Here is a 25,554-nt window from a genome sequence, read left to right as displayed (position 1 = left end):
AGGGCGTTACGCCCAATCCTGCACCCAATCTCCACCGGCAAGAACCCGACGTCGGGATGCCATCGACAGCAACTCAGGCCAGCCCCCAGCGGGCAGATGAATCAGATCCGCTGGTGCACCCGCGCGCAACCGTCCGTCCCACTCCAAACCCATCAGCCCCGTCGCATCAGTTCCGAAGGGCTTCAGACCATGTTCATCCCAGGGGGCGAGCTGAGCCAGCGGCAGACTCATGGCCATCAGTGCCAGGGGATCAAGCTGACCGCCTGGATACCAGGGGTCCTGAACGTTGTCACCACCGACAGCCACAGGAATCCCTGCGCGTTGCAGCTGACGGATCGGCGCCAGCGGTCTGCAGACCGGGGTTTCGTTGTCGTGACGACCGAGCAACCAGCCATTGGTGAGCGGCAGTGCCACCACCTGCAGGTTCTGTCGCGCCATACGGGCTGCCAGCCGCTGCAATGCACCGGCTGACAGCAGCGACAGGCTGCTGGCATGACTGCAGGTAACAGGCACCGAAACAGTCATACTCTCAAGCACACGCAATAGCTGGCGCACGCCCTCTGCAGGCTGGGAGGCTGCTTCGTCAATATGCAGATCCACCGGGCAGCCGTGTCGATCCGCAAGCTCCAGCAGACGACGCAGAGCACGGCGCGTGGCCCGACCTCTACAGGGAGGTGCCAGAACACCGCCAATCAGTCCATCCACCTTGGCTACCGCAGCAGCCAAGTGCTCCCCCTCGGACGTGGACCAGTGCTCAATCGGCACCAAAGCCACGAGCTGCAGCTCAATGCGTTCATGCCAGTGATTGCGCAGATCGGAGAGCACCTCCCAGCTGAAGTTCGAGCCAGGTCCGAGGCTGTCGATATGACTGCGCACGGCTCGCAGACCGTGTTGCCAAGCCAGTTGCAAACAGCGCTCTCCACGTTGCTCAACCTTCGCCGCCGTGCGAGTCTCATGCTCCCTGAAGTTGGCCGCTAGGGCCTGCTCATAGGTGCCCTGAAGATTGGGGTGCTCAGTCCAGGAAAACGCCTTGTCCAGATGGGCATGGGGTTCCACCAGTCGGGGCAACACCAGACCGGTGGCCTCAGACGTTGCCCTCACCGACAGGATCCTGCTGCCTGACCAGGTGAGCAGCACGGGAATCAATCCATCAACCCCAGCGGTTGGCATCGGCTCGGCACCAAGATCGAGCAAAGAACGAGGACAACGTGCTTTGAGCTCACCGGATGACAACGAAACAGCTGCTGTGCTCATTCGAGCTTGCCGGCATCCGAATGGGCATTGAGCACCAAAAACTGGCCTGCAAGTCCCAGGCTGGTCACTGAATAGCGCGGCAACCGCAGGGCAGGCAACAGGTTCTGGCCACCGACAGTCGTTGTATAAACGCTGGCCAGACCAAGGTTCCAGCGACGGGTGAACTGGTCAGCAAGCAACGCCAGCGCCTGCTCCTGATCAGCGATCAAGCGAGGACAGTCACTGATCCAGAGCTGCAGCACCATCGGCAAGGTCTGACGCTCACAGATCTCCTTGGTGGCCAGCTTTGCCAGTGTTTCGCCGGCAAAGACCCGGTAGTCCTCCCTGGTGGGATTGGTGACGAACAATGCAGCGCTACTTCCTACCACCACCAGCAAAGCTGCACTCGCCGTTGCTGAAGGCCAGGGCCAACGAGGCGAAGACATGCGGGTGTGACTGCAGGGCGAATTGATAGATTCTTACTGACGCGGCGGGCGTCGCCAAGTGGTTAAGGCAGCGGCTTGTGGCGCCGCTATTCGGGGGTTCGAATCCCCTCGCTCGCCCTTTCACCTTTTGAGCAGGCTGCGTTTTAAGAAGTGATCAAAGCCTGAAGCAGATCACCCGCTCCATGGCGGATGGGATCCCTGCACAGAATTCCAAGGTGTGCAGCGAACTGTTTGACGGCTGCCGATGCCTGCTGATCGTCCAGTCGGCTCACCGCGCAGGTCCCAGATCCAGATCGCGTTGCAACGCTGGTTGCAGCTCCTGGTCATCGTTCAGATAGGTGTGCAAACCAATGGCGATGGACGAGCCGGCATTGCGTGCCGCGAATCGATCGGTCCTCATGGCATCGGGCTATCCACCTCCTAAGGGAGCCAGAGCGACCACAGCAACAGCTAGTCCATGGGCAAGCGCCTCGTCCAGATTGCGCATCACTGGCACTGGCCTGGCAATCCCCATGACAAGGTCCAGCCGCTGGCCTGCAGGTCAGGATCAATCACGGCCACAATCGGACGAGGCCGATGGCGCTACATCGCCAGCCCAGTTTTACCAGTGAGAAACCTCAGACCTCCGTTCTGCATCAGCACCAGTGGCATGGCAGCAAAGCCTGAAGGGCACTGAGTGATGGATTCAAGACTCAATCGATGGGGCCCACACCAGTGAGCATGGATCTAGCAATGCCCACCAACCTGCATGCGTGAATCACAGCAAGGCTTCGTTGACTGATCGAATGCACCACACATCGAAAACGCAACGCAAACACGCAACAAAAAATCATCAACTCAATGAAAAGTCACGATTTTTTGTGTAGCTGACAGCCTCAAAAGCAGGCCTTTGGGCTCCAATGACACAGAACACTGTAGAAACTTGATTGTCATCGACAGGCAAAAAATATTTTTGTGTTTTAAACAATCTCGAGCTGCACTGCTGATTAATCTTCTGTTCAGAAGGCTGCGATTTTCTGGGGGCACTGCTCATGTCCAAAGGACTGAAAGAAGCAAGTTTTCTCGGCGCCACATTTCTTCTGGGCCTGGCCACACTAGAGACCCTGCTCCATTTGGCTGGCTTTTGAATAGCCTCTCCGAAGCCAGAATCACACTGCTTCAGCAGGTTGCGAACCGCCCAACAAAGCACACGATTACATTCTGGCGATCAACCTTAGATTCCAACAATCCAACCTCGGCTAAAAAAAGCCCGAGACAAGAGGCGACGATGCCACAGATCATCAGTGGCCATCGGCAAAGCACGAATTCAGCTTCACTACTTAACTCTGCAGAGGACACCATGCATGGCCTGTGCATGTAGAGCAATGGTGGAGAACAGGTTTTTTTAAGCCCATACTTGATCCACAGAAGGTCACACAACCTCAGACCAAATCGACTGTCCGTCACTCAGCGCAAAACAGACTTTCATGCAAAAACTTGAAAGCCGTGCAATAATTACCAAACGCCGAAGAGCCCTGAAGGGTCCACTGCGCGAGATCCGATAAGTTGAACTCAAATGAATCGAAGAGAAAGTGCTCCCCATCGGGAGTGGAGAAGGTCTGGCAAACCTGCCAAGGCCTATCAAATCACTGGCTACGAGTCCCCTCAAAGACGTCGTTATCTGCGTGAACTGGCCGAACAAGAGGCCAGCCAATCAGCTTGAAAACGTTGATGTGCTGCTGATTCCTAGACCAGCTGCAAATGACAAGGACAGTCTGTCCTGATCCAGCGCAAGTCCGAGATAAGTGTCGTCAACAAAATTGAGATGACTGTTGAGATCAGGCCAGCGGATCAACGACACCCGTTGAGCTGCAGCTCCGATGGGGAGAGAGCTGTCTGAAATAACACCCCACCATCAAATCAAGGTTCAATCGCCCGGCAACTCTGGCCATCAACAAGGCATCCCTTAGGCCAATGGTTTTGAGCAGTTTGAGATTGAGCCCATCCACCTGGGGGGCGATACGCAGTCGATCCTCCTGGAGATCAAGGCTTGCAGCCGCAGCCTGCTCCAGCAGAACCACTTCAAACGTCAGAAGCCACCTGTTGAGGGCGGGCAGCACACCCTGGAGTTCAGCCTCGATGCCCTGCAATCCATCAGAGCGGTGACCGGTGTCCAGACACCACCGGATTCACCCCGACCGGTGATTCCGTCATGGTCAAGGCACAGTTCAAGCCGTTCCACAACCGACGTGGTGCCTCGGCTGATGGCCAATGGAACCGGCTTGGTGAGCGGAAACCAACGCAGCAACCAGCCCATGCAACCTGCGCAGCGACCCTCAAGGTGACAGGGGACGTTTGTGAACCACACTGAAGGAAGGTTCCCTCGTCGGCGGTCCATCGGACGGCCCTCCGCCTTGACCGTTACCGCCTCTCCCTCAACAGCTCAAGTGCCAGGCCTGGAGCGAGGCAGCTACTGGATCACCACCTTCGGCTGCCAGATGAACAAGGCTGATTCCGAGAGAATGGCCGGAATCTTGGAGTCGATGGGGTACCGGGAAGCCACGGCCGAGCTCAACGCCGATCTGGTGCTCTACAACACCTGCACGATCCGCGACAACGCTGAACAGAAGGTTTACAGCTACCTCGGGCGCCAGGCACGTCGGAAACGCATCAACCCCCATCTCAAACTCGTGGTTGCAGGCTGCGTTGCCCAGCAGGAAGGTGAATCACTACTGAGGCGCGTTCCCGAACTGGATCTGGTGATGGGCCCGCAGCACGCCAATCGGCTGGAAACCCTGTTGCAGCAAGTTGATAGCGGTCAGCAAGTGGTGGCGACTGAAGAGCACCACATTCTTGAAGACATCACCACGGCTCGCCGCGACAGCAGCATCTGCGGCTGGGTCAACGTGATCTACGGCTGCAACGAACGCTGCACGTATTGCGTAGTTCCATCCGTTCGCGGCAAGGAGCAGTCGCGCCTGCCGGATGCAATCAAACTGGAAATGGAAGGACTGGCAGCGCAGGGTTACCGGGAAATCACTCTGCTAGGGCAGAACATCGACGCCTATGGACGCGATCTGCCTGGCATCACTGCAGAAGGGCGTCGCAAGAACACACTGACCGACTTGCTCTATCACGTCCATGACGTGGAGGGAATCGAACGGATCCGTTTCGCCACGAGCCATCCCCGCTATTTCACTCGGCGTCTGATTGATGCTTGCGCTGATCTACCCAAGCTCTGCGAGCACTTCCACATTCCTTTCCAAAGCGGAGACAACGACGTACTGCAGGCCATGGCCCGCGGGTACACGATCGAGCGCTACCGCAAAATCATCGACCACATCCGTGAGCGCATGCCTGAGGCCTCACTTAGCGCCGATGTGATTGTTGCTTTCCCTGGCGAAACCGACACCCAGTTCAGACGCACCCTGCAATTGATCGAGGAGATCTGCTTTGACCTGGTGAATACGGCCGCCTATTCACCACGGCCCAATACCCCAGCTGCAAATTGGGACAATCAGCTACCCGAGGACGTAAAGGTGGCACGCCTTCGGGAAGTCAACGCCCTGGTCGAGCGCTGCGCCAAAAAGCGCAATGACCGCTATGCCGGCCAGGTTGAAGAGGTGCTGGCTGAGGGCATCAATCCCAAAGACCCCACGCAGCTGATGGGACGCACGCGCACCAACCGCCTGACGTTTTTCAGTGCGGAGAGCTCTGACGGACGCCGCTATCAACCCGGCGATCTCGTTCAGGTCCGCATCAGCGCGGTACGCTCCTTCTCTCTCAGTGGCACCCCTGTGCACGGCTGATACGTTTGCGGCGCAGACCGTTGTGCAGCTTGTCCTCCCATGCCGACTTCCCTGATCCGCGTTGGCGTGGTGTTCGGAGGTGCATCCGGTGAACACGACGTCTCAATCCGGTCGGCCTTAACGGTGATCAAGGCCTTAGCGGACGCCAGCCATCAGGGGAGGTTCCAGGTGACGCCTCTCTATATCGACCATGGAGGGCGCTGGTGGCCGGACACCATCGCAAAAAGCGTGCTGGAGAGAAGATCAGCACTGACCAATGACCAACTGCCTCAGCCACTGCCAGCGCGTGGACTGCGCCAGTTGCCGGTGGATCCCGATCAAATCGATGTCTGGTATCCGGTTTTGCACGGACCCAACGGAGAAGACGGCACGGTGCAAGGTCTGTTCACGCTGATGCAACAACCCTTCGTGGGTTCAGGCGTGCTCGGATCGGCCGTGGGCATGGACAAGCTGGCCATGAAAGCAGCCTTCTCCGCCGCGGGCATCAACCAGGTGCCCTACGTCGGAGTCAACGCAGCTGACCTCAAACATCCGCAGCAATTGGAGTGTGTGCTCGCCAAGTTGGAGAAAGAGCTCGGCTACCCCTGTTTCGTAAAGCCCGCCAACCTCGGCTCATCCGTGGGCATCAGCAAAGTACGCAATCGCGATGAGCTGCTGGCAGGCCTAGAGCTGGCAGCGGAACTCGATCCGCGCCTCGTGGTGGAAAAGGGCGTCAAGGCAAGGGAACTGGAGTGTGCAGTGCTGGGGCGTGAGCATCTGAGGGCTTCCGTGGTGGGTGAAGTGCGGTTCGATGCGGACTGGTACGACTACGAGACCAAATACACCGAAGGTCTCAGTCAAACGCTGATCCCTGCGCCCCTACCCGATGAGGTCAGCCAGAGAATTCAGGCCATGGCCGTTGATGCCTGCCGAGCCGTTCACGCCTATGGCCAGGCACGCGTGGATGTCTTCTACGACGACGCAGATGGCCAGATCTGGATGAATGAAATCAACACGCTGCCGGGCTTCACCTCACAGAGCATGTATCCCACCCTGTGGGAGGCCTCCGGTATTCCTTTGCCACAGCTGGTGGCGGAGCTGGTGGCCACAGCGCAAGAATGAGCCTTCTGCCTCTGCTGCTGCCGCGATGATGCACGGTTTGCTCTGGTTCCCCCTGCTGCTGGTGTTCGTGTTGTTGGCGGCCCTGGGCTGGCTGGAGCGGCGACGCCAGAATTTGTTCCGGGTCTGGAGCGAATCATCCGAGCTGGCCAAACTCGACGGCTGCGGGGCTGCACGACTGAAGAACGGCGAACTGTGCTGGAGCAGTTTCCATGCCGGCAGCTTCAAAGATGAAGGGCGCTTTGTGATCAAGACACTCGAGCTGGTGGAGTTGATGTCACTCTCCTCGGGTGATGCACCACTGGCCCATGAATCCCAGGGTCGCTGCCGCCTGAGGTTGATCGGCGAAGGCCGCCAGATGGATGTGCCGTTCTCAGATGCTGAACGGGCTCGACGCTGGATGAATCAATTGATGGCCAAGGCTCGTTGCGATCTGTGATGGCACGTTCGAAAGTTAAGCAAAAGGACAGCAACAGCAGCGTTCCCCTGCCTCCAGGCGTCGAGCGCAGGCGCAGGCTGCGCCAGGAGCGACGGCGAGAGCAGTTGATTCAGAGCTGGCGCATCTTGCTGTTCGGCGCAGTCTCAAGCGGACTGATCTGGGTGCTGCTCAGTACCGGCTGGAGCCTGCGCTCGCAGCAGCAGCTCACGGTCCGAGGCAGTGACCGACTTGGCAGTGAGGCCGTGGTTAAAGCTGCCGGGCTGCGTTTCCCACGCCCCCTTATCACCCTTGAACCAGCTCGTCTCGAGCGCCGATTGCTGGCCGAACTGCCGGTGCAGTCCGTGTCGGTGCAGCGCCGCCTCGTTCCTCCCGGTCTGGATATCGAGCTGAAGGATCGCCGACCTATCGCGGCTGCAAGCCGGATGGGGGCCCGAGGCAAGGAACAGGGCATGGTTGATCTTGAAGGGCATTGGATGCCGCTCACCGTTGCTCGCCAGGGTGAAGCCCCAGATAGTGCGGTGCGTGTGGAGGGATGGATTCCCAGCCGGCGCTCGATGATTGCAACAGTGCTGGCGCGGCGGGATCAGTTAGGCAGTCCGTTAAATGTGATTCATATCGCCCCGGATGGCGATCTCAGCCTGCGCTTAAAAACACTTGGGCTTGTGAGGCTGGGTTCCAATGAACGTCTGTTGGATCAGCAGCTCAGCACGATCGCCCTGCTATCCAGCAGTCTTCCTGAAACCCTGCGAGGCAAAGACAGCAGCGGCATCGATCTTTCCGACCCCTCCAAACCCGAGTTGCAGTTAAAACCAGATCCCAAGCAGAAAACGAGCGAACCCTGACCCGCGGTTGCTCAGTGCTGAAACCACAACGAGTGTTATTTGAATTCGGCGATCGTCGCTCGCAGGGACATAATGCACACGCACCTCAATGGTTCGACGTCGACGATGGAGATGGTGAGCGGTCAGATGTCCCCTTCTCCTGATTCAGCAGGAATTCTTCCCTCTCAATCGGCGCGAATTGAAGTCATCGGCGTTGGTGGCGGTGGCAGCAATGCGGTGAACCGCATGATTCAAAGCGACCTTGAAGGCGTCGCTTACAGAGTTCTCAACACTGATGCACAGGCGTTGCTGCAATCGTCATCAGAACATCGCGTTCAGCTTGGCCAAACCCTGACGCGTGGCCTCGGGGCAGGTGGCAACCCCAGCATCGGTCAGAAAGCAGCTGAAGAATCCCGCGCTGACCTGCAGCAGGCACTTCAGGGTGCTGATCTTGTCTTCATTGCGGCTGGTATGGGCGGAGGCACTGGAACTGGTGCAGCACCTGTGGTCGCTGAAGTCGCAAAAGAAAGTGGCGCCCTCACCGTTGGGATTGTGACCAAGCCCTTCGGCTTTGAAGGACGTCGTCGCATGCGACAGGCCGATGAGGGCATCGCCCGGCTGGCTGAACATGTGGACACGCTGATCGTGATTCCCAACGACCGTCTACGCGATGCCATTGGTAGTGCGCCTCTTCAGGAAGCCTTCCGCAGTGCTGATGATGTGCTGCGCATGGGTGTGAAGGGCATCACCGACATCATTACTTGTCCAGGCCTGGTGAATGTTGACTTCGCTGATGTGCGCTCAGTGATGACAGAAGCAGGCACCGCTCTGCTCGGTATCGGCATCGGATCGGGCCGTTCCCGTGCGATCGAAGCCGCCCAGACCGCGATCAACAGTCCCTTGCTTGAGGCCGCCCGCATCGATGGTGCCAAGGGTTGTGTGATCAACATCAGCGGCGGCCGTGACATGACCCTTGAGGACATGACCAGTGCCTCAGAAGTGATTTACGACGTGGTGGATCCCGAGGCCAACATCATTGTTGGAGCTGTCGTTGACGAACGTCTTGAAGGAGAGATTCACGTGACAGTGATTGCGACAGGCTTTGAGAACGGTCAGCCCTATCGCACCGAGAGAAGCGTTCCGCGCGCAGCAACATCGGCCTTCAGCTCTGCCGAATCTCAGGATGCCGGTGCGCGCATCCCCGAATTCCTCAGACAGCGTCAGCAACGCCAGGATGGCGGGAAGGACAGCTGAATTCAGCAGTCATCACTTCAGATCAACCCTCTGAATTTGACGAACTCAAATACAGATAAAAATGTGGTGACCCGGAGTCCACGCCTGTCCAGAGCATCCCGTGTGGCTGCTGCCTTCCGGTTCTGACCAAGTTTGGGCGTCTGAACCGCATAGGTCCGAGTCACTTGCAATGTTAGCAATGGAAGTCCGCTGATCCGAGAACGCGGTTGCGTGCCTCTGACCTGATCCGGTTCAAGCAGACCGGCCAACCAATCACCATGCTCACCGCCTGGGATGCTCTGAGTGCCTCCCTCGTGGAGGATGCCGGCGCTGATGTGGTGCTGGTAGGGGATTCACTGGCCATGGTCAGCCTTGGCCACAGCACAACCCTTCCGGTCACACTGGAGCAAATGCTGTTGCATACTCAGGCGGTCTGCCGAGGCTTGAGCCAACCGCTGGCCAAACAACCGCTGGTGATCACGGATCTTCCCTTCCTCAGCTACCAGTGCGGGTTGGATCGTGCTGTAGCGGCAGCAGGAACCCTGATCAAACAATCCGATGCGGCTGGGGTGAAGCTTGAAGGTGCCGAACCCGAGGTGTTGGCGGTCATTGAACGCCTGGTTCGCACGGGGATCCCTGTGATGGGGCATTTGGGACTGTTGCCTCAGGCGGTCCACAGCCTTGGATACCGCCGTCAGGCCAAGGATCCACGCAGCCAGGAACGCCTGCTGCAGCAAGCTTCGGAACTGGAATCAGCGGGATGCTTCGCCATGGTGCTCGAGCATGTCCCCGCCGAACTCGCAGGGCAGGTAAGGCGGCGTTTGAGCATCCCGGTGATCGGCATCGGAGCCGGGGACGACTGCGATGGGCAGGTGAGCGTGACCGCCGATCTGCTCGGACTCACCCGATCACAACCCCCCTTCAGCCAGGCCCGAATGGATGGTCGGGGGCTGGCGGTCAAGGCCTTGAGCAACTGGCTGGAAGATCAGCGTCAGCCATCAGCTCCTCCCACCACTCCACCAACTCCACCAGAACCGCATTGCTGACGGCCATCCCTAGAGGATCGGTGAGCTGCCAGCGTGCGCCGCTTCGGCGCATCAGATTGGTTGAAAGAAAATCTGCCCAGCGATCCTCCAATGGAGGCAGCCAACGGCTGCAAGCTTCCAGGGACCAGCCGCAACTCAGGGCTTGCTCCAGCAAGTCAACACCTTCATGTCGCCTTAGCCCCACGAGCAGACGATCCTCCAAGCTCATCGGCAGGGCAAGCGCCTGCAGCAAAGACGAATGCGCACCGTCCCTCTGCTGCTGATCGACCCATTGTCCATAGGTCTCACGGGTGCGCGGTCTGGCAAAGCGCTCACCCCATGGGGCACTGGTTGCTCCCAGACCAAACGCCCACCAACCGGCACCGCTCCAGTACACCCGGTTATGGCGCGACGCATGACCTGGCCTGGCGAAATTGGAGATTTCGTAGCGGCAGTAGCCAGCCTTAGCAAGCCGATTGCTGGTCGCTGCGATCCGATCGGCAGCGCCATCCTCATCGGGCAATTGCAGCTCACCGCGTTGCTCCAGCTTCGAGAACACCGTGCCGGGTTCAACGCTGAGGTCATAAATGGAGAGATGGGGAGCAGCTATCGCAACAGCTCGCTCCAGCTGAATTCCCCAGGCGTCATCGCTCTGATCGGGGAGGTTGCGGATCAGGTCAAGGCTCCAGCTGCGCAGAGCGCCCTTCTCAACAGCTCTGTGAAGCCATTCACATGCTTCCAGCAGATCCGAGCGGCGATGACGGCGACCGAGGGATTCCAGAACTTGGTCGTCGAAACTCTGACCACCGAGACTGACCCTGTTCACACCGGATCGCAGCAGGGCTTCGAGATCCATCTGCTCAAAGCTGGCGGGATCCATTTCCAGAGTGATTTCAGATCCGCTCTGCAAGCCGAAACGCGTTCGCAGTGCGTTGAGGACACGCCCGATCTGTTCAGGGGTCAGCAGCGAGGGGGTGCCTCCTCCGATGTACACGGTGGCCAAGGGCGGACCCGATGGAGAAAGCTCGATTTCATGGAGCAGTTGCCCTAGATAGGTCTCGATCGAGCGACTCCCTGGCCCTCCCTCGGCATCCGCCTTGTCCCCGAGCGGCACCACCGCGAAATCGCAGTAGAAGCAGCGCCGATGGCAGAAAGGAATATGGACGTAAGCGCTACGGGGCGCGGGTGCGGTCATCAGCCCGAGCCAGGAGAGTGAGAATGGTGCATGCTGCCTGCAACTGGACTGGGCAGTGAGAACCCAACCTCATGGTCGAAGCGCTCATCATCATCCTGTTCCTGATCTCCGGAACGGCGACCGGCTGGATGGGTGTGCATCTGCTTCCACAGGAACTATTAGATGACACCAACGCCCAGGAAGTGCGTTTGGGCTTGAGCGCCGTTGGGGCTGTGATCGGACTTGTGGCAGGCCTTGTCTTTCGACGGCTGCGGCAGCGACTGATGAATCAGGTGCGCACGATGCCCACCGATCTTCTGGTCAGCCGGGCGGTTGGACTGATCCTCGGCCTGCTGGTGGCCAACCTGTTGTTGGCTCCGATTCTGTTGCTGCCTCTGGCTGGCGCCAGCTCTTTGGTGAAGCCTCTGGCAGCGATTCTGAGCAATGTGTTCTTCGGAGTGCTGGGTTACAACCTCGCTGAGGTGCATGGACGAACGCTGCTGAGGCTGTTCAACCCAACCTCCACGGAAGCTCTACTCGTGGCGGATGGAGTGCTTACACCCGCCACAGCCAAGATCCTCGACACCAGCGTGATCATCGACGGGCGTATCCAGGGAATGATTGGCTGCGGACTGCTGGAGGGGAAGGTGATCGTGGCCCAGACAGTGATCAACGAGATGCAGCAGCTCGCTGATTCCAACAACCTCGAGAAACGCGGTAAAGGGCGACGTGGCCTGAAGCTGCTCAATGCCCTGCGTGAGACCTACAACAAACGTCTGGTGATCAATACGACCCGCTACGACGGGGCCGGCACGGATGATCGTCTGTTGCAGCTCACGGAAGACACCGGCGGCACCCTGGTGACAGCCGACTTCAACCTGGCTCAGGTGGCCCGGTTGAAGGAACTCAAGGTGATGAACCTGAGCGAACTGGTGATCGCCCTGCGCCCTGAAGTGCAGCCGGGGGATGAGCTCAACCTGAAGATCGTCCGCGAAGGCAAGGAAGAGCACCAGGGGGTGGCATACCTGGATGACGGCACGATGGTGGTGATTGAAAACGCCCGAGCAGCCATCGGTGAGCGGCGGGCCGTGGTGATCACCGGAGCCTTACAAAACCCAAGCGGGCGGATGGTGTTCGGTCGGCTCGATCAAGAAGGCGAAACAACCGCCACCGGCAAGAGCAGCCCAGGCGCAAAACCACCCCGTAAGAACCGTCGCAACGAGCGTCCAACCCCTGAGTCCCGCTAGGGTCCACAGACCACGGCGGCCCGACGCGGATGACTACATCAGCTCCTTATTACGGCGATTCGTCGGTGATGCGGACACCCCCTCCTGATCTGCCTTCACTGCTGCTCAAGGAGCGCATTGTCTATTTGGGTCTACCCCTTTTCTCCGATGACGACACCAAACGTCAGGTGGGGCTGGATGTGACTGAACTGATCATTGCCCAACTGCTTTTTCTGGAGTTCGATAACCCCGACAAGCCGATCTACTTCTACATCAACTCAACAGGCACCAGCTGGTACACAGGCGATGCCATTGGATTCGAAACGGAAGCTTTCGCCATCTGCGACACGCTCCGCTACGTGAAGCCGCCCGTCCACACCATCTGCATCGGCCAGGCGATGGGCACGGCAGCCGTCATTCTGTCTGCCGGAACCAAGGGTCACCGCGCAGCCCTGCCCCACGCCTCGATCGTGCTGCATCAGCCCCGCAGCGGAGCACAGGGCCAGGCCACGGACATTCAGATCCGTGCCAAGGAAGTGCTGCACAACAAGCGGGCCATGCTCGAAATCCTTTCGACGAACACGGGCCGCAGCGTGGAGGAACTCTCGAAGGATTCCGATCGCATGAGTTATCTCACCCCGGATCAGGCCAAGGACTATGGACTGATTGACCGGGTGCTCTCCAGTCGCAAAGAGCTTCCAGCTCCAGTCCCGGCCGGCTGATTCAGCCCACTTCTCTCACATTTCACCCCTTTTTCCTTCAACCCACAAGGACACATGCCGATCGGTACCCCTAGCGTCCCCTACCGCCTCCCTGGCAGCCAGATGGAGCGTTGGGTAGACATTTACACCCGACTGGGAGTGGAGCGAATCCTGTTCCTCGGCTCTGAGGTCAACGACGCGGTGGCCAACAGTCTGGTTGCCCAGATGCTCTATCTCGACTCCGAAGACAGCAGCAAGCCGATTTATCTCTACATCAACTCCCCTGGTGGATCTGTAACTGCAGGGTTGGCGATTTACGACACCATGCAATACGTCAAGAGCGACGTGGTCACCATCTGCGTGGGTCTGGCGGCATCAATGGGCGCTTTCCTTCTGGCAGCGGGCACCAAGGGCAAACGATTGGCCCTCCCCCACAGCCGGATCATGATTCACCAACCGCTAGGCGGAACTGCCCAGAGACAGGCCAGCGACATCGAAATTGAGGCGCGCGAGATCCTGCGCATGAAGGAAATGCTCAACCGTTCCATGGCTGAGATGAGCGGCCAGAGCTTCGAGAAAATCGAGAAAGACACCGATCGCGATTACTTCCTCAGCAGCGAGGAGGCCAAGGACTATGGGCTCATTGACCGGGTGATCGCCCACCCCAACGAGGCCTGATCGGTCAGGCACTTGCGTAAGCTCGGTCGTTACCAAGCTCCACGTTCATCGTCCGGATGGCTCAGCTTTTCTACGACTCCGATGCCGATCTCTCGCTGCTCAGCGGCAAGACAGTCGCGATCATCGGCTACGGCTCCCAGGGCCATGCCCACGCCCTGAACCTCAAGGACAGCGGTGTGAACGTGGTGGTGGGGCTTTACGAAGGAAGCCGCTCCGCAGACAAAGCCAAGGCCGACGGTCTGGAGGTGCTGAGCGTTTCTGACGCTGCCGCCAAAGCGGACTGGATCATGGTGCTGCTGCCCGATGAGTTCCAGAAAGAGGTCTACGACAAGGAAATCGCCCAACATCTAAGCGCTGGCAAGGTGCTCAGCTTTGCCCATGGTTTCAACATCCGTTTCGGCCTGATCCAACCGCCTGCTGATGTGGATGTGGTGATGATCGCCCCCAAGGGCCCCGGTCACACCGTGCGTTGGGAGTATCAGAACGGCCAAGGGGTTCCAGCCCTTTTCGCCATTGAAAAAGATGCCTCCGGGAACGCCCGTGGCCTGGCCATGGCCTACGCCAAGGGAATCGGCGGCACCCGTGCCGGAATCTTGGAGACCAACTTCAAGGAAGAAACCGAAACCGATCTGTTTGGCGAACAGGCTGTGCTCTGTGGCGGGCTATCAGAACTGGTGAAAGCTGGCTTCGAGACCCTTGTCGAAGCGGGTTACCAGCCTGAACTGGCCTACTTCGAGTGCCTGCACGAAGTGAAGCTGATCGTGGATCTGATGGTGAAAGGTGGTTTGTCGGCCATGCGCGACTCGATCTCCAACACCGCGGAGTATGGCGATTACGTGAGTGGTCCCCGCCTGATCACCGATGAGACCAAAGCGGAGATGAAGCGCATCCTCTCGGACATCCAAGACGGCACCTTCGCCAAGAATTTCGTGGCTGAGTGCGAAGCCGGCAAACCCGAGATGAACAAAATCCGCAAACGCGACGGTGACCACAAGATCGAGGAGGTCGGCAAGGGGCTGCGCTCGATGTTCAGCTGGCTGAAGGCATCCTGATCAGCGAAGCCAATGGGCTAACGCAGCAACTGACAATGCCATCAGCATTGAGCAAGCTTATGGCATTGGTGTTGGAACCTCCTTGGCGAGCTCTCAAAAAGTGTTGAGCTGGGCCAGCTGGATGGCTTCGATCAACGTGGTGGTGATCACTTCAGCCTGGCTGCTGGCTGAGACGTCGTCATCTCCATTGATTAACAGTCTCTTGATCGGAGCCCAGAATCTTCCTGCTTTTTTACCTCTTAAAAGATCCCTCAAAGGGATGAATGCCTTTTTTTTGGCAACGATACTGCTGGAACTCATTGTTGTTTTCCTGTACTTTGATCTACTTCCCAACTGGCTCGTCATTGTCTCGACGCTTGGGGTTGCACAGCTCGCCTCCTATGGCAGCCTTATCTGCCTATTACCGATCACAGGGATTGTCCTGAAAGAAGCAGCTATTACCAATAAATCACTACAAAAAACCTCAGACGCTGGAAGCCTGATGGGCACCATTATTGGAGGAATTGTCTATCCCCTTTTTAAGCTATTTCCGCCTGCAGTCTTACTAGCACTTGCACCATTTTGGCTAAGCAAATATTATCCTCAAGCGCCAACCAATCAATCCTTAGAAAACACTAACGCCACCCAATCAGCTCCTCCCATCGATCATTGGTGCCTTTTACAAGGCCTTTGCATCGGCGCTCTTTTTGGTTTGTTACCACTTTGGGTCATCAGCATCAAAAGAGGATCGGCGCTGGACTTTTCCATTGTCTTTGGCGCTTTTATGCTGGGCAGGATATTCACAAACAAAGCTCTCCCAAAGCTGTCTGGAGTCACTCACTATTTTTTATGTGCTGTGCTGATCTTTATTGCATTTTTACCACAGACACCTCTCTGGGTTGATGTCTTCATCTTTATCCCTTTGGGCGCTTCGATTACAAGCATTGAATTCGAATTAATAGATCACCTCAAACAGCATGGTGAACTTTCATTCCGACGGGATATCTTATTTCGCTCTCTAGCAATTGCTTCAGCCATTAGCAGCCTGATCATGGGAGGGATTGGACAGGCCATTGGCGTTACTTCAGCCATGTTGCTGGTGTCGCTGCTCTTTAGCTTTGCTGCCCTTGTTACCTGGCGTTGGCGTCGACCCACTATCTCTCTCAGCACCAATTGATCCAACCGTGTTGCCTTCGATTGGTTTAGTCATCGCTGCGTGCTGTCTTGACCGACTGATCGGTGATCCGCGCTGGTGTCTACATCCGGTGCAAGTGATGGGAGCCGTGATTCAGCAGCTTCGATTGGGGGTGGAAGCCATCGCCGGTGAACGGCCTTGGGCGCTGCGGCTTGGCGGTGGGCTGATCACCGACGACACCAAAGCGGAGATGAAGCGCATCCTGGCGGACATCCAGGACGGAACCTTCGCCAAGAACTTCGTTGCTGAGTGCGAAGCCGGCAAGCCCGAGATGAACAAGATCCGCAAACGCGACGGAGAGCACAAGATCGAGGAAGTTGGCAAGGGCCTGCGCTCGATGTTCAGCTGGCTAAAAGCGTCCTGAATCAACCGCACCATGTGAGGTTGCGCATGATCTGCCACCTCCCATGGTGCGAAGGGGCCGTCGTTGCCCTAACTCCGTTGCTTGACCTGTCAGTGCGTCAGGCCGCACAACAAGGCAAGGTGTTTGAAGAGTGATCTCTCCAGCAAGTCGACGATGAGCGTCCGATTGCCTGCACCTCCGATGCTGCTGCAGGGTTCTTCCCAGGCAGGAGTCAATCTTTCATTGGCAGCAACAGCATGGATGGTGAGCGGAATCACCTCAGCTCCGTTGCTGAACACCATGCTGCCGGCACTGGGTGCACTCCCCTTTCTGCTGCAGCTGAAGCGAACGCCACGCGGCTATGGGCTCCAGATTTTAGGCGTGCTGCTTCTGTTGAGCGTCAGTCTGGCCCTGAAGCCGATGGGGGACCAGCAGACACTGCTGCTGCTGGGCAGCTTCTCAGCGGTGTTGCTGTTCGGGATTGGCCAGGAAGTCTCCATCCTGCCGTTGCAGCGACATCTGATCGTTGAGGCAGGCAGCACGATGAAGCGCTTGCGCAGCGGCCAGGAAATCGGAGCCCTGGTCGGCAATCTGTTGGCCGCATTGCTGTTTCCGGCGCTGCTTCAGTTTCTGCCTGCACTGGTCCTACTGCTGCCTCTCGCCATCGTTGCCTCACGCCCTGCGACGCGCCCGATCGCTGCGCAGGAAGCGTCCAATGCATCCAACACTCCGCCCTGGGACCGATCCTGTGCACTGCAGGGGCTGGTGATGGGTGCCTTGTTCGCTCTGCTGGCTTTATGGGTTCGTGATGTCGATGGCGGGAGGTGCTTCGACTTCGGCATGGTGCTGGCCTCCTACGGGCTGGGCAGAGCCCTCGGTCGGTGGACCCCCCGAGTGCACCGCTCGGTGCCCTATCTGCTGATCTGCGCCCTGTTGCTGCTGAGCCAGGCAACGGTGCCCGCCTGGTTGGCCGTGCTGTTGTTCGTTCCGATCGGAGCCCTGGCAGCTGCAAGCGATGCCGCACTGGTTGAGCGGCTCACGCCTCTTGGGGATGAACCCTTGCGCTGGCAGGTGCTGGTGCGCTCCGGAGCCGTTGGAGGTCTGGTCGGCAGCATCGGCCTGGGATTGATCTGCCAGGTGCTGAGCCTGTCGGCCGCCTTGCCACTGGTCTCGGCAGGTTTCATTGCCCTGGCCATCACGCAACCCCGAACAGCCCCAGCACAGGCATGACCCTGCAAGCCTCAACGCTTGCCACGGCAGGAATTCTTCTTGCAGCACTGCTGGATCGTTGCATTGGTGATCCAGCCACCTGGCTCCATCCCGTGATTGTGATGGGATGGGGAATCCAACGGATGCGCCTGCGTGCCGAGACCTGGGCTCAGGACAGCCCGATCAGGCTGTCGATCGCCGGTCTAATCATCACGTTCACGCTTGTTCTGACAAGCGGACTATGCGGTTGGCTGCTGGACCAACTGGTCCTTGGCCGCTGGGGTGGCAGCCATGACTGGATCAATTTGGCCGCCAGGGTGCTGTGGGTTATTGCCCTGGCCAGTTCGCTGGCAAGCAAAAGCCTGGAAGAGAGTGTGCACAGCGTCCTTGTGGCACTGCCTGCCGACGACGGCGTGGAGCCCTTGGAGGCCAGGCGACGTCTCAGCTGGATTGTGGGACGCGACACCACCTCGCTCAACAGGAACGACATCCTGCGCGCTGCCGCGGAAACGGCCAGCGAGAATGCCGTGGACGGCCTTTTTGCTCCGCTGTTCTGGATGCTGGTCGGAGCGGGACTGTGGATGTCGGGATTCACAGCAGGTCCAGGACCACTGGCTCTGGCCTGGATCTTCAAGGCAGCCAGCACCCTGGATTCCATGTTGGGTTACCGCAAAGGGCGGTTGCGCTGGCTTGGCACCGCTGGCGCCCGACTCGATGACCTCATGACCTGGCTGCCTTGCCGGATCGTGATGCTGTCCCTGCCCCTGGTCAGCAGGTCCTGGCTGCAGTGGTCAGCACTGGTCAGCTCTGCCGAATCGGAAGGCCGGCACGATGACTCTCCCAACGCAGGACGCTCAGAAGCGATCTATGCCCATTGCGCTGGAGTACAGCTTGGTGGAAGAAACCGCTACGGCAATCGCTGGGTCGAGAAACCGCTGCTGGGAGCTGAATTTCCAATAGCCGATATTTTGAGCGTGAAACGGATCATGGGGCTTACCAAGCGTCTTGAACTGCTGTGGCTCATGATCGCTGCCGGCTTTAGCTGGGCCGCTTAACAGGAGACTCAGTAAGCACCACGATCCATCGGCAACAGCAACACGCCGAAGGTGCGCAGGATGATGGCCAGATCCAGCAGAAAGGTTCGACCGCGGGCATACGCCAGATCGAGCCTGACTCGCTTGGGATAGCTGAGGTTGTTTCTGCCGCTCACCTGCCAGAGGCCTGTGAGACCGGGCCGGACCGCCAGAACTTCGTCCATGTAGTCGCCGTAACGGCTGATCTCTTTGCGAACGATCGGTCGTGGACCAACCAAGCTCATCTCGCCACGCAGAACATTGAGAAACTGAGGAAGCTCATCGAGGCTCGAGCGACGCAGAAACCTGCCGATCGGTGTAATTCGGGGATCGTTGCGCAGCTTGAAATCCCGATCAAACTCAGCGCGCATCTCAGGTGAGCGCTCCAACACCTGAGCCAGAACAGAATCCGCATCAGGCCGCATCGTGCGGAATTTGATGCAGCCAAACTGTCGATAGCTACGCCCAACCCGTTTCTGCATATAAAACACTGGACCGGGTGAACTGAGCTTCACCAGAACGGCCAAGAGCAGAAACAGTGGGGAACCCAGCCCAAGCACTGCGGCTGAGAACACAACATCACCACTGCGCTTCAGCGAACGCCCGAGTCGACTCTGCCGGCGAACCAAAGTGAGGGCAGAGAGGCTCGAAGGCGGCGCAGCAACCAACTCAAGATGACGTCGTGAAGCGCGACGGCGGAGCTTGGAGGGAGATGCGGAAAGGACGGGACGACGGGGAGCAGTAACCAATCGTTGTCCCTCTCGTCTCAGACCAATCAACCTCAAGGCTGTGCGTTCGTCAGCAGCAAAGGGCCAGTAACCGCAACGGCACAGAGCCAGCCCAACCACCTCCCGAGCCATCCAGACGTGTCTCACGACGCGACTGATTGATCAAGAAGTCTCTCAGGCGATTGCCGTCCCCCGCCGCTGTCCCGAAGCTTGTGGAATGGCATCCACAAGCACTGCTCTCAACGGCCTCCTCGAAGAGGCTCTCAAGGAAGCCTCCATTGGAGAAACCACCCACTTCCACTGGCATGCCACAGCCGTGGGAATCGCAGCGCTTTGGCAGGGGGATGCCCCCCCCAGCACCCCACCCTTTGACCAGGCCGTGACCGAAGGGCTGGAAGTCGGCCTCGACCTGAGCCGAGAGGAACGAGAATTTCATCAGGTCAGCGATGGCCTCGTACTGCTCTTTCACTCTTAAATCGAATCTCGCTGGCTGAAGCATCACCCTCTTCTCCAGGATCCACTGTTGATTGACCTCTCAGCACCAAGTCGAACAATGGCTTCAAATCAGTGGCTCAAACCGGGCATCCCAGGAGCTGTTTGCTGCCAGCCCAAAGGGGGTTCTTATTTAAAATAGTCAAGAGGCCAAGTCTGGGATGGTCATGATCAGTTTCAGAAAAATTTTAAACTGCATGATCGAAACCACCAACCCAGTACCAAACAGAACCTTGATTGAACTGGCCAACAAATCCCATTTCGGGAATAGTTAGAAACGGAGAGGGTGGGATTCGAACCCACGAGGGTGTTACCCCTACACGATTTCGAGTCGTGCGCATTCAACCGGGCTCTGCCACCTCTCCAAGCGCTCAAGCGCAAGCCCACTTTAGTAGGCAGCCTTCTCACACCCTGGGCACTGAGCCCGATTGGGGCTGAAGGTCGCTGCGGCGCAGTCGTTGAACTCGGCTACCGAAGCGAATATCCAGAAGGCGACCACGGCGCTTAGGGATACCAACACTCAGTCCATCACTCTGCAAACGCTGTCCTGCTGACAGGGGCAACCGTCCTCTCTGTTCTGCCTGCAGTGTGCGCGCCAAGGCGTTCCAACACGGTTGCTGATCTACACCGACCGGATCGAGAACCGCAACCCAGTCCAGCTGCTGATGACCGAGCCCATGACTCAGTCGCATCGCGATTCGGCAACTGAGCTCATCGCCATGGCTGCTCAACATGGCCGCCCGTCCTCGGTGGCGCAACAACAACCACTGGCGCCCCCACTGCTCCACACGAATCAAGTCATCTCGAAACTGAACGCGAACCTGCAGACCCACCACCAAAAGAAGCAACGGCACCGACAGGCAACGCAAGCCCTGTGAAGCGGGCAACAGCCAAAGCAGCAAGCCCAACGAAAACGTCAGCACCAGCAAAGGATGCACCGGTCCTGTGAGCAACTGAGCCCATGGCCACCAACTGATCCAGTGCACCAGGTTGATCAGCAGCCAGCTCAGCTTCTGCACTGGCCAGATCAACCAGGGCAGCAGTGCAGCGCTCAGCGCTGACGGCAGCAGCAGAACCATCAGAGCCAGAGCCATGGCAGCAAGGGTGAGGGGCCCCAGCAATGGCGCTGCCAGCAGGTTACTGAGCACGGCATAAAGCGGTGCTGCGCCGAAATGAAGCAATTGCAGTGGCAGGGTCCAGAACAAGGCAGCAAGGGGAATCGAGAGCGCTGGAGCCAAGCGGTGCAATGGACAAGGCAGGTGCTGCACGATCCACTGCTCGATGGGCTCAGCCGAAATCACCAGGCCAGCCGTTGCCGCTGCACTGAGCTGAAAACCGATAGAACGTGTCCAGGCCGGATGGACCAGCAGCATCAGCAGCAGAGTGAGCAGGAGCACACCCAGGGGGCGACTGCGGTGTCCGCTCTCACGGATCAGCAGTGCCGCCGCACCCATCAACACCGCGCGCACCACGGATGGCTGCGCTCCTGCAAGGGCAAGAAACACGGCCATCGCAGCACTGCCAGCAGCCAGCCGCAGCATCCCAGGCCAGGCACTGGTGCAAGCCAGTGTGCTGCCCAGCAGCACGGAAAGATGAAATCCCGAAGCTGCAAGGGCATGCGACAGCCCCGCCACCCGAAAGCTTTCGCGCAGGCTTTGCGGCAAGGAAACCTGAGCACCTCCGAGCACCAGTGCAGCAAGCAAACCACCCTGCTGCTCACCGGCCACAGCGATCAAACGCTGAGCAATCGTGCGGCGTGCATTGGCCAGGGGGGTCCGGTCCTGCCGCAACACCTGGATGGCATCGGTGCGGAGACGACTCCAAGTTCGCTGCAGCGCCAATCGCTCATCAACTCGGTCCAACAGTGGGTGCGAGCCAGCTTGAGGGCGGCGCATCTCACCTTTCAGCTCAATCCAGGAACCTGTCAGCAATGGAGTCGTACAAGGTTCGAGGGTCAGCTCGGTACGACCTCGACTGATGTGGTCATTGAGGCTGCTGACCTCCAGCAAAGAGCGGCAGCGACCGTTGTTCACTGCACCGTCAGCATGAATCCGGCCTACAAGGCGCACCGCAAGAGGCTTGCCATCAGCAGGAATGAACAGGCTGGGATCGCCTGGCTGCGGCTGGATCATGGCCCCAGTTCCGCAGCGAACACTGACCAGACAGAGCATCAAAGCGAGAACCCCAATCGCCTTGCTCGGTCTGCGACAGGCTCGCCCCCAGGCCACCAGTCCACAGACCAGAAGCACCACCAGGGTTAACCAGTGCATCCAGGAGCGCACATAGGCCGCCCCGATGCAGGCAGAAAGCAGCAACAACCCGGCGCTGAAGACCGGTTTCATTCAGCACGATCGGAGTTGCTGCGAGGGTTCCCCCGCGATCAGACAGCGGTGGCAGCGGCAGCGGGCTGCTCCAGTAATGGAAATCCCAGCGCTTCCCGCTCAGCCAGCCAGGCCTCGGCCACCTTGCGGGCCAAGTTGCGGATGCGACCGATGGTGGCTGTGCGCTCCGTCACCGAGATCACCCCACGGGCTTCGAGCAAGTTGAAGGTGTGGCTGCACTTGAGCACAAAGTCCAGGGCCGGCGCCGGCAGCTTGTTGTCGATCAGATCGGCTGCTTCAGCTTCATAGATGGCAAACAACTGCTTGAGGCGCTCAGGGTTGGAGGCCTCGAAATTGAACTGGCACTGTCCTTTTTCAAACGGAAGCCAAATATCGCCGTAACTGCGCTCGGCATTCCAGCTCAAATCCCAGATGCTTTCCACGTCCTGCAAATACATCGCCAAACGCTCAAGCCCATAGGTGATCTCAATCGACACCGGCTTGCAGTCGATGCCGCCGCACTGCTGGAAATAGGTGAACTGGGTCACCTCCATGCCATCCAGCCACACCTCCCAGCCCACACCCCAGGCTCCGAGGGTCGGTGACTCCCAGTTGTCTTCCACGAAGCGGATATCGTGATCAGCAGCACGGATCCCCATGGCTTCCAGCGAAGCGAGATAGGTCTCCTGGATGCCATCCGGTGAAGGCTTGATCAGCACCTGGTACTGGAAATAATGCTGAGCCCGATTGGGATTGTCGCCATAGCGACCATCAGTGGGGCGACGACAAGGCTCGGGATAAGCCACCGCCCACGGCTCAGGACCAATGGCCCTCAGCACGGTGTGCGGACTCATGGTTCCTGCGCCCTTTTCCGTGTCGTAGGGCTGCAGCAGCAGACAACCCTGCTCCGACCAGAAACGGTTGAGAGTGCTGATGATGTCCTGAAAATGCATCCGTGCGCTGGAGCCAATCCGATGCATTCTCGCGTCAGAGCCGCCTGGGAAGCTCAGCTCAAGGAAAGACAGCGGCGCAGATGGGCGATCGCATGATGACGATGGGGATGACTGCGCCCCGGGCCCATGGTGCCCAGCCAGAAACTGCCATCACCCTGAAACACCAGCACAGGTTTACTGGCGCCTTTGCCGTGGGTCTCCAGCAGAGACATGCAGAGCTTTTCGGCCACCTCAGCACCCCTAGGGCGAGAGCGCAGGCGGCGCAGAACCGGATCCACTTGAGAGAACGAAACGAAGGTGGCCTTCTGTGAGTCGGTGACCAGGATCATCCCGTCCAGCCACTGGACTTCATCCAACAAATCCTCAATGGAGGACAGCAGAGACGGCAACGGAAAGGCCATGCGTTTCTCCCCCGCTTCTTAATCATTCCTTCATAGTTCATCGATCTCACCTGTCGCAAGCGAGGCGCCCCTGGGGGTAACCGTTCAGGTCCAAACCGTAAGAAGACCCATTAGGCCTGCGGCCAGGGGGCGATGAGAGGCTCCGCGGAAACCGGCATCAAGAGCGAGCTGCTGCTGTGCGGGTCCATCGGGAAAACACTTGAGGCTTTCTTCGAGATAGGCGTAGTGCTCAGCAAGGCCAGCCCGAGACGCAACAGGAACCACCACCCTGCGCAGGTACGTCCGTTGGAACACAGCCGCAGCAGTGCCAGACGGCAGTCGATTGAAATCCAGCAGACCGGCACGGCCTCCCTCACGCAACACCCGGCGCAGCTCCCTGAGGCCAGCCGCTGGATCAGCCAGATTTCGCAATCCATAGGCCATCAAGGCCCCATCAGCGCTGGCATCCGGCAGCTCCAGATTCAAAGCATCGCCCTGCTGCCAGTGCACCGGCAGCCAGGGTTCCCGTGCCGATCGCTGGGCCGCGATCACCAGAGGTTCAGCCGCCGCATCCACACCAACCACGCTCCCACCAGGTCTCAAACGGCGCGCGAGAGCGAGGGCCAGATCACCCGTTCCGCAACACAGATCCAGCCATTGCTCACCTGGCTGCGGTGACAGCTGCAGCACCATCTGTCGCTTCCATTGACGATGAAGCCCGAGACTCAACCAGTCATTCAGCCTGTCGTAGCTGGGCGCAGCATCGTTAAACAATTGTTCAACAGCTTCAGCATCGCCGGGTTTCAAAGCGGCAGGCCACTGAGCGTCATGACCATCACCGTCGCAAGTCCGACTGCGGCTGAACACACCATGCAGCCAGCCAGCATGAGCGAAAACTCTCCCTGGTCGATAGCGGATTGCATCAACTGAAGTGCCCAGCCCACAAGGACTACCACCACCACAACCAGCAAGATGCCAAGAGGCAGCACCCAGCCCGAAGGTATTAATGGCTGACCAGAAGAAACCTTCAGTGCCTCAATTGTGGAAAGAAGGAGATGCACTAAGGGGATACAACCGTACGGAACAGTTCTTTACATATTAAGAGACGTCAAGCCTCTAAGGGCCGGATCATCAGGCTCCTGCTAAGCAAATCTGCCTTAATCGCCTCAACGGTGAGGATTCCGTCATGCAGCAGGGATGCCAGCAGTGCAGCAGATGCCTGGCCTCCACTTGGACCGTTGTCGAGAGCCGCAGCGATGTGGTCAAGACAACCGGCGCCTCCGGAAGCGATCACAGGCACAGGCACAGCCTGTGCAACAGCCCGTGTGAGCTCTAGGTCATACCCCGCTTGGGTGCCATCCCCATCCATGGAAGTGAGCAGGATTTCGCCGGCTCCGAGTTCTGCGACCCGCCGTGCCCAACGAATCACGTCCAGACCGGTGTTCTCTCGACCACCCTTGACATAGACATCCCATCCGCCTGCATCCCTGCGGCGAGCATCGATGGCGACCACGATGCACTGGCATCCGAAGCGGTCCGCTCCCTCCTGAACCAGCTCCGGCCTTCGCACCGCTGAGGAGTTGAGGCTGACCTTGTCAGCACCGGCCCGCAGTAGCTCGGTGATGCCCTCCACCGAGGCGATGCCACCACCAACCGTGAAGGGGATGGTGACCTGATCCGATGTTCTACGGACCATTTCCACCAACGTGGCTCGGCCCTCATGACTCGCCGCGATATCCAAAAACACGAGTTCATCCGCACCGGCCTGGCTGTAACGGCAGGCCAACTCAACAGGATCTCCCGCATCGCGAAGTCCCACGAAATTCACACCCTTCACCACGCGCCCCTTGGCGACATCAAGACAGGGAATCAAGCGCAGGGCGACCATGGCATTCGATACACGGCTGTTAAGGTGCAACGTCTTTCCAAGCCTTGCAGGTCATGCTGGGAAATGTTCTCAATCTGAT

The 25,554-nt window shown here is 58.6% G+C and carries 31 protein-coding genes, 2 tRNA genes, 1 other RNA gene and 1 pseudogene; 18 read left to right on the top strand and 17 right to left on the bottom strand.

Translation table 11 applies throughout. The features are described 5' to 3' along the window. Positions 1-6: 6 nt before the first annotated feature. Together DXY31_RS12375 and DXY31_RS12370 are read right to left on the bottom strand one after the other, a co-directional pair. Positions 7-1,254 carry an amidohydrolase family protein gene (locus DXY31_RS12375; protein WP_114994051.1) on the bottom strand — a complete coding sequence of 416 codons (1,248 nt, stop codon included), beginning with the start codon at positions 1,252-1,254 and terminating at the stop codon, positions 7-9. Further along, the gene (locus tag DXY31_RS12370) at positions 1,251-1,679 is read right to left on the bottom strand and encodes a DUF4359 domain-containing protein (RefSeq protein WP_114994050.1); all 429 of its coding nucleotides are present in this window, start codon (positions 1,677-1,679) and stop codon (positions 1,251-1,253) included. The genes DXY31_RS12375 and DXY31_RS12370 overlap by 4 nt, the downstream gene beginning before the upstream one ends. Before the next feature lie 44 nt (positions 1,680-1,723). On the opposite strand from DXY31_RS12370, the gene DXY31_RS12365 reads away from it, so the two are divergent. Then, a tRNA-His gene (locus tag DXY31_RS12365) sits at positions 1,724-1,796 on the top strand. 26 nt (positions 1,797-1,822) lie between these two features. Here the strand turns inward: DXY31_RS12365 and DXY31_RS17725 are convergent. The 3 genes from DXY31_RS17725 to DXY31_RS17580 are packed head-to-tail and all read right to left on the bottom strand — an operon-like array spanning position 1,823 to position 2,166. Further along, positions 1,823-1,951 carry a DUF1611 domain-containing protein gene (locus tag DXY31_RS17725; protein ID WP_137024982.1) on the bottom strand — a complete coding sequence of 43 codons (129 nt, stop codon included), beginning with the start codon at positions 1,949-1,951 and terminating at the stop codon, positions 1,823-1,825. After that, positions 1,948-2,079 (bottom strand): hypothetical protein, encoded by a 132-nt coding sequence (locus tag DXY31_RS17720; RefSeq protein ID WP_256359632.1) that lies wholly within the window; start codon positions 2,077-2,079, stop codon positions 1,948-1,950. Before DXY31_RS17720 ends, DXY31_RS17725 begins: the two co-directional genes overlap by 4 nt. 9 nt (positions 2,080-2,088) lie before the next feature. Further along, positions 2,089-2,166: a hypothetical protein gene (locus tag DXY31_RS17580; RefSeq protein WP_244279794.1), complete on the bottom strand. Its 78-nt coding sequence runs from the start codon at positions 2,164-2,166 to the stop codon at positions 2,089-2,091. Between DXY31_RS17580 and DXY31_RS16500 the strand changes: the two genes are divergently transcribed. Both DXY31_RS16500 and DXY31_RS17060 read left to right on the top strand, forming a co-directional pair. Continuing rightward, positions 2,137-2,355: a hypothetical protein gene (locus DXY31_RS16500; protein WP_137024981.1), complete on the top strand. Its 219-nt coding sequence runs from the start codon at positions 2,137-2,139 to the stop codon at positions 2,353-2,355. The genes DXY31_RS17580 and DXY31_RS16500 overlap by 30 nt on opposite strands. 879 nt (positions 2,356-3,234) lie before the next feature. Continuing rightward, on the top strand, positions 3,235-3,381 hold the full coding sequence (locus DXY31_RS17060; protein ID WP_170953690.1) for a hypothetical protein: 147 nt from the start codon (positions 3,235-3,237) through the stop codon (positions 3,379-3,381). A 115-nt stretch (positions 3,382-3,496) separates the two neighbouring features. Here the strand turns inward: DXY31_RS17060 and DXY31_RS17860 are convergent, their stop codons facing one another. Then, the gene (locus DXY31_RS17860) at positions 3,497-3,808 is read right to left on the bottom strand and encodes a hypothetical protein (protein ID WP_371639449.1); all 312 of its coding nucleotides are present in this window, start codon (positions 3,806-3,808) and stop codon (positions 3,497-3,499) included. Further along, a complete protein-coding gene (locus tag DXY31_RS17855) occupies positions 3,748-4,056 on the bottom strand; it encodes a hypothetical protein (RefSeq protein ID WP_371639448.1) in 309 nt (102 codons plus the stop codon). Before DXY31_RS17855 ends, DXY31_RS17860 begins: the two co-directional genes overlap by 61 nt. Here DXY31_RS17855 and miaB point away from each other — a divergent pair. The 5 genes from miaB (at position 4,055) to ftsZ (ending at position 9,079) form a co-directional block, all read left to right on the top strand. After that, entirely contained in the window at positions 4,055-5,467 is a 1,413-nt protein-coding gene (miaB, locus tag DXY31_RS12355; protein WP_371639444.1) for a tRNA (N6-isopentenyl adenosine(37)-C2)-methylthiotransferase MiaB, read from the top strand. The two genes, DXY31_RS17855 and miaB, sit on opposite strands and share 2 nt — an antisense overlap. Before the next feature lie 39 nt (positions 5,468-5,506). Continuing rightward, entirely contained in the window at positions 5,507-6,568 is a 1,062-nt protein-coding gene (locus DXY31_RS12350) for a D-alanine--D-alanine ligase family protein (RefSeq protein ID WP_114994048.1), read from the top strand. A 25-nt stretch (positions 6,569-6,593) separates the two neighbouring features. Then, a complete protein-coding gene (locus tag DXY31_RS12345; RefSeq protein ID WP_066906837.1) occupies positions 6,594-7,004 on the top strand; it encodes a hypothetical protein in 411 nt (136 codons plus the stop codon). Then, positions 7,004-7,846: a cell division protein FtsQ/DivIB gene (locus tag DXY31_RS12340; protein WP_114994047.1), complete on the top strand. Its 843-nt coding sequence runs from the start codon at positions 7,004-7,006 to the stop codon at positions 7,844-7,846. Before DXY31_RS12345 ends, DXY31_RS12340 begins: the two co-directional genes overlap by 1 nt. Positions 7,847-7,918: 72 nt before the next feature. Further along, positions 7,919-9,079, top strand: a complete 1,161-nt coding sequence (gene ftsZ / locus DXY31_RS12335; protein WP_114994046.1) for a cell division protein FtsZ — start codon at positions 7,919-7,921, stop codon at positions 9,077-9,079. 65 nt (positions 9,080-9,144) lie between these two features. Here ftsZ and ffs read toward each other — a convergent pair. Next, an RNA gene (gene ffs, locus DXY31_RS12330) (signal recognition particle sRNA small type) lies at positions 9,145-9,241 on the bottom strand. 44 nt (positions 9,242-9,285) lie between these two features. On the opposite strand from ffs, the gene panB reads away from it, so the two are divergent. Continuing rightward, positions 9,286-10,104 carry a 3-methyl-2-oxobutanoate hydroxymethyltransferase gene (panB, locus tag DXY31_RS12325; protein WP_114994045.1) on the top strand — a complete coding sequence of 273 codons (819 nt, stop codon included), beginning with the start codon at positions 9,286-9,288 and terminating at the stop codon, positions 10,102-10,104. On the opposite strand, the gene hemW is transcribed toward panB, so the two are convergent. Next, positions 10,016-11,278, bottom strand: a complete 1,263-nt coding sequence (gene hemW / locus DXY31_RS12320) for a radical SAM family heme chaperone HemW (protein ID WP_114994044.1) — start codon at positions 11,276-11,278, stop codon at positions 10,016-10,018. The genes panB and hemW overlap by 89 nt on opposite strands. A gap of 71 nt (positions 11,279-11,349) precedes the next feature. On the opposite strand from hemW, the gene DXY31_RS12315 reads away from it, so the two are divergent. The 8 genes and pseudogenes from DXY31_RS12315 (at position 11,350) to cbiB (ending at position 18,695) form a co-directional block, all read left to right on the top strand. Continuing rightward, positions 11,350-12,504 (top strand): PIN/TRAM domain-containing protein, encoded by a 1,155-nt coding sequence (locus DXY31_RS12315; RefSeq protein WP_114994043.1) that lies wholly within the window; start codon positions 11,350-11,352, stop codon positions 12,502-12,504. Between the two features lie 29 nt (positions 12,505-12,533). Then, positions 12,534-13,205: an ATP-dependent Clp protease proteolytic subunit gene (locus tag DXY31_RS12310; protein ID WP_067094175.1), complete on the top strand. Its 672-nt coding sequence runs from the start codon at positions 12,534-12,536 to the stop codon at positions 13,203-13,205. A 54-nt stretch (positions 13,206-13,259) separates the two neighbouring features. Beyond that, positions 13,260-13,862: an ATP-dependent Clp protease proteolytic subunit gene (locus tag DXY31_RS12305; protein WP_066906823.1), complete on the top strand. Its 603-nt coding sequence runs from the start codon at positions 13,260-13,262 to the stop codon at positions 13,860-13,862. A 56-nt stretch (positions 13,863-13,918) separates the two neighbouring features. After that, a complete protein-coding gene (gene ilvC, locus DXY31_RS12300) occupies positions 13,919-14,914 on the top strand; it encodes a ketol-acid reductoisomerase (RefSeq protein WP_114994042.1) in 996 nt (331 codons plus the stop codon). Between the two features lie 121 nt (positions 14,915-15,035). After that, the gene (locus DXY31_RS12295) at positions 15,036-16,070 is read left to right on the top strand and encodes a hypothetical protein (protein ID WP_137024980.1); all 1,035 of its coding nucleotides are present in this window, start codon (positions 15,036-15,038) and stop codon (positions 16,068-16,070) included. A gap of 172 nt (positions 16,071-16,242) precedes the next feature. Further along, positions 16,243-16,452 (top strand): annotated as a pseudogene (locus DXY31_RS17235) (ketol-acid reductoisomerase); the annotation flags it as partial. Between the two features lie 153 nt (positions 16,453-16,605). Beyond that, positions 16,606-17,661: a hypothetical protein gene (locus tag DXY31_RS12285; RefSeq protein WP_170953689.1), complete on the top strand. Its 1,056-nt coding sequence runs from the start codon at positions 16,606-16,608 to the stop codon at positions 17,659-17,661. Next, positions 17,658-18,695, top strand: a complete 1,038-nt coding sequence (gene cbiB, locus DXY31_RS12280) for an adenosylcobinamide-phosphate synthase CbiB (protein ID WP_114994040.1) — start codon at positions 17,658-17,660, stop codon at positions 18,693-18,695. Before DXY31_RS12285 ends, cbiB begins: the two co-directional genes overlap by 4 nt. An 8-nt stretch (positions 18,696-18,703) precedes the next feature. Here the strand turns inward: cbiB and DXY31_RS12275 are convergent, their stop codons facing one another. Continuing rightward, positions 18,704-19,462 (bottom strand): sugar transferase, encoded by a 759-nt coding sequence (locus tag DXY31_RS12275; RefSeq protein WP_244279790.1) that lies wholly within the window; start codon positions 19,460-19,462, stop codon positions 18,704-18,706. A gap of 196 nt (positions 19,463-19,658) precedes the next feature. On the opposite strand from DXY31_RS12275, the gene DXY31_RS12270 reads away from it, so the two are divergent. Next, the gene (locus tag DXY31_RS12270; protein WP_114994038.1) at positions 19,659-19,916 is read left to right on the top strand and encodes a hypothetical protein; all 258 of its coding nucleotides are present in this window, start codon (positions 19,659-19,661) and stop codon (positions 19,914-19,916) included. Positions 19,917-20,211: 295 nt separating this feature from the next. Here the strand turns inward: DXY31_RS12270 and DXY31_RS12265 are convergent. The 7 genes from DXY31_RS12265 to hisF form a co-directional block, all read right to left on the bottom strand. Next, positions 20,212-20,298 (bottom strand) — tRNA-Ser (locus DXY31_RS12265). A gap of 39 nt (positions 20,299-20,337) precedes the next feature. After that, on the bottom strand, positions 20,338-22,275 hold the full coding sequence (locus DXY31_RS12260) for a ComEC/Rec2 family competence protein (protein WP_114994037.1): 1,938 nt from the start codon (positions 22,273-22,275) through the stop codon (positions 20,338-20,340). Between the two features lie 38 nt (positions 22,276-22,313). Then, the gene (gene glyQ / locus DXY31_RS12255) at positions 22,314-23,207 is read right to left on the bottom strand and encodes a glycine--tRNA ligase subunit alpha (RefSeq protein ID WP_114994212.1); all 894 of its coding nucleotides are present in this window, start codon (positions 23,205-23,207) and stop codon (positions 22,314-22,316) included. Positions 23,208-23,260: 53 nt separating this feature from the next. Next, positions 23,261-23,608, bottom strand: a complete 348-nt coding sequence (locus DXY31_RS12250) for a hypothetical protein (protein WP_067094159.1) — start codon at positions 23,606-23,608, stop codon at positions 23,261-23,263. 84 nt (positions 23,609-23,692) lie between these two features. Then, positions 23,693-24,394 carry a bifunctional demethylmenaquinone methyltransferase/2-methoxy-6-polyprenyl-1,4-benzoquinol methylase UbiE gene (gene ubiE / locus DXY31_RS12245; RefSeq protein ID WP_114994036.1) on the bottom strand — a complete coding sequence of 234 codons (702 nt, stop codon included), beginning with the start codon at positions 24,392-24,394 and terminating at the stop codon, positions 23,693-23,695. Beyond that, positions 24,391-24,648 carry a hypothetical protein gene (locus DXY31_RS12240; protein WP_244279750.1) on the bottom strand — a complete coding sequence of 86 codons (258 nt, stop codon included), beginning with the start codon at positions 24,646-24,648 and terminating at the stop codon, positions 24,391-24,393. The genes ubiE and DXY31_RS12240 overlap by 4 nt, the downstream gene beginning before the upstream one ends. A 47-nt stretch (positions 24,649-24,695) precedes the next feature. Then, positions 24,696-25,475: an imidazole glycerol phosphate synthase subunit HisF gene (gene hisF / locus DXY31_RS12235; protein WP_114994035.1), complete on the bottom strand. Its 780-nt coding sequence runs from the start codon at positions 25,473-25,475 to the stop codon at positions 24,696-24,698. Between the last annotated feature and the right edge of the window lie 79 nt (positions 25,476-25,554).

It is taken from the genome of Synechococcus sp. UW179A, assembly GCF_900473965.1.
Classification (GTDB): domain Bacteria; phylum Cyanobacteriota; class Cyanobacteriia; order PCC-6307; family Cyanobiaceae; genus Synechococcus_C.
Note: the sequence above shows the minus strand (reverse complement) of the source record. Positions and strands in the feature narration are given on the sequence as shown.

What these genes read in the sequence shown, in the direction of transcription:
- DXY31_RS12375 (WP_114994051.1), bottom strand. Translation starts at nt 1,254, where the DNA reads ATGAGCACAGCAGCTGTTTCGTTGTCATCCGGTGAGCTCAAAGCACGT.
- DXY31_RS12370 (WP_114994050.1), bottom strand. Translation starts at nt 1,679, where the DNA reads ATGTCTTCGCCTCGTTGGCCCTGGCCTTCAGCAACGGCGAGTGCAGCT.
- DXY31_RS17720 (WP_256359632.1), bottom strand. Translation starts at nt 2,079, where the DNA reads ATGAGGACCGATCGATTCGCGGCACGCAATGCCGGCTCGTCCATCGCC.
- DXY31_RS16500 (WP_137024981.1), top strand. Translation starts at nt 2,137, where the DNA reads ATGGGCAAGCGCCTCGTCCAGATTGCGCATCACTGGCACTGGCCTGGC.
- DXY31_RS17580 (WP_244279794.1), bottom strand. Translation starts at nt 2,166, where the DNA reads ATGCGCAATCTGGACGAGGCGCTTGCCCATGGACTAGCTGTTGCTGTG.
- DXY31_RS17060 (WP_170953690.1), top strand. Translation starts at nt 3,235, where the DNA reads ATGAATCGAAGAGAAAGTGCTCCCCATCGGGAGTGGAGAAGGTCTGGC.
- DXY31_RS17855 (WP_371639448.1), bottom strand. Translation starts at nt 4,056, where the DNA reads ATGGACCGCCGACGAGGGAACCTTCCTTCAGTGTGGTTCACAAACGTC.
- DXY31_RS12350 (WP_114994048.1), top strand. Translation starts at nt 5,507, where the DNA reads ATGCCGACTTCCCTGATCCGCGTTGGCGTGGTGTTCGGAGGTGCATCC.
- DXY31_RS12345 (WP_066906837.1), top strand. Translation starts at nt 6,594, where the DNA reads ATGATGCACGGTTTGCTCTGGTTCCCCCTGCTGCTGGTGTTCGTGTTG.
- DXY31_RS12340 (WP_114994047.1), top strand. Translation starts at nt 7,004, where the DNA reads ATGGCACGTTCGAAAGTTAAGCAAAAGGACAGCAACAGCAGCGTTCCC.
- ftsZ (WP_114994046.1), top strand. Translation starts at nt 7,919, where the DNA reads ATGCACACGCACCTCAATGGTTCGACGTCGACGATGGAGATGGTGAGC.
- hemW (WP_114994044.1), bottom strand. Translation starts at nt 11,278, where the DNA reads ATGACCGCACCCGCGCCCCGTAGCGCTTACGTCCATATTCCTTTCTGC.
- DXY31_RS12315 (WP_114994043.1), top strand. Translation starts at nt 11,350, where the DNA reads ATGGTCGAAGCGCTCATCATCATCCTGTTCCTGATCTCCGGAACGGCG.
- DXY31_RS12310 (WP_067094175.1), top strand. Translation starts at nt 12,534, where the DNA reads ATGACTACATCAGCTCCTTATTACGGCGATTCGTCGGTGATGCGGACA.
- DXY31_RS12305 (WP_066906823.1), top strand. Translation starts at nt 13,260, where the DNA reads ATGCCGATCGGTACCCCTAGCGTCCCCTACCGCCTCCCTGGCAGCCAG.
- ilvC (WP_114994042.1), top strand. Translation starts at nt 13,919, where the DNA reads ATGGCTCAGCTTTTCTACGACTCCGATGCCGATCTCTCGCTGCTCAGC.
- DXY31_RS12295 (WP_137024980.1), top strand. Translation starts at nt 15,036, where the DNA reads ATGGCTTCGATCAACGTGGTGGTGATCACTTCAGCCTGGCTGCTGGCT.
- DXY31_RS12285 (WP_170953689.1), top strand. Translation starts at nt 16,606, where the DNA reads ATGAGCGTCCGATTGCCTGCACCTCCGATGCTGCTGCAGGGTTCTTCC.
- cbiB (WP_114994040.1), top strand. Translation starts at nt 17,658, where the DNA reads ATGACCCTGCAAGCCTCAACGCTTGCCACGGCAGGAATTCTTCTTGCA.
- DXY31_RS12270 (WP_114994038.1), top strand. Translation starts at nt 19,659, where the DNA reads ATGGCATCCACAAGCACTGCTCTCAACGGCCTCCTCGAAGAGGCTCTC.
- DXY31_RS12260 (WP_114994037.1), bottom strand. Translation starts at nt 22,275, where the DNA reads ATGAAACCGGTCTTCAGCGCCGGGTTGTTGCTGCTTTCTGCCTGCATC.
- glyQ (WP_114994212.1), bottom strand. Translation starts at nt 23,207, where the DNA reads ATGCATTTTCAGGACATCATCAGCACTCTCAACCGTTTCTGGTCGGAG.
- DXY31_RS12250 (WP_067094159.1), bottom strand. Translation starts at nt 23,608, where the DNA reads ATGGCCTTTCCGTTGCCGTCTCTGCTGTCCTCCATTGAGGATTTGTTG.
- hisF (WP_114994035.1), bottom strand. Translation starts at nt 25,475, where the DNA reads ATGGTCGCCCTGCGCTTGATTCCCTGTCTTGATGTCGCCAAGGGGCGC.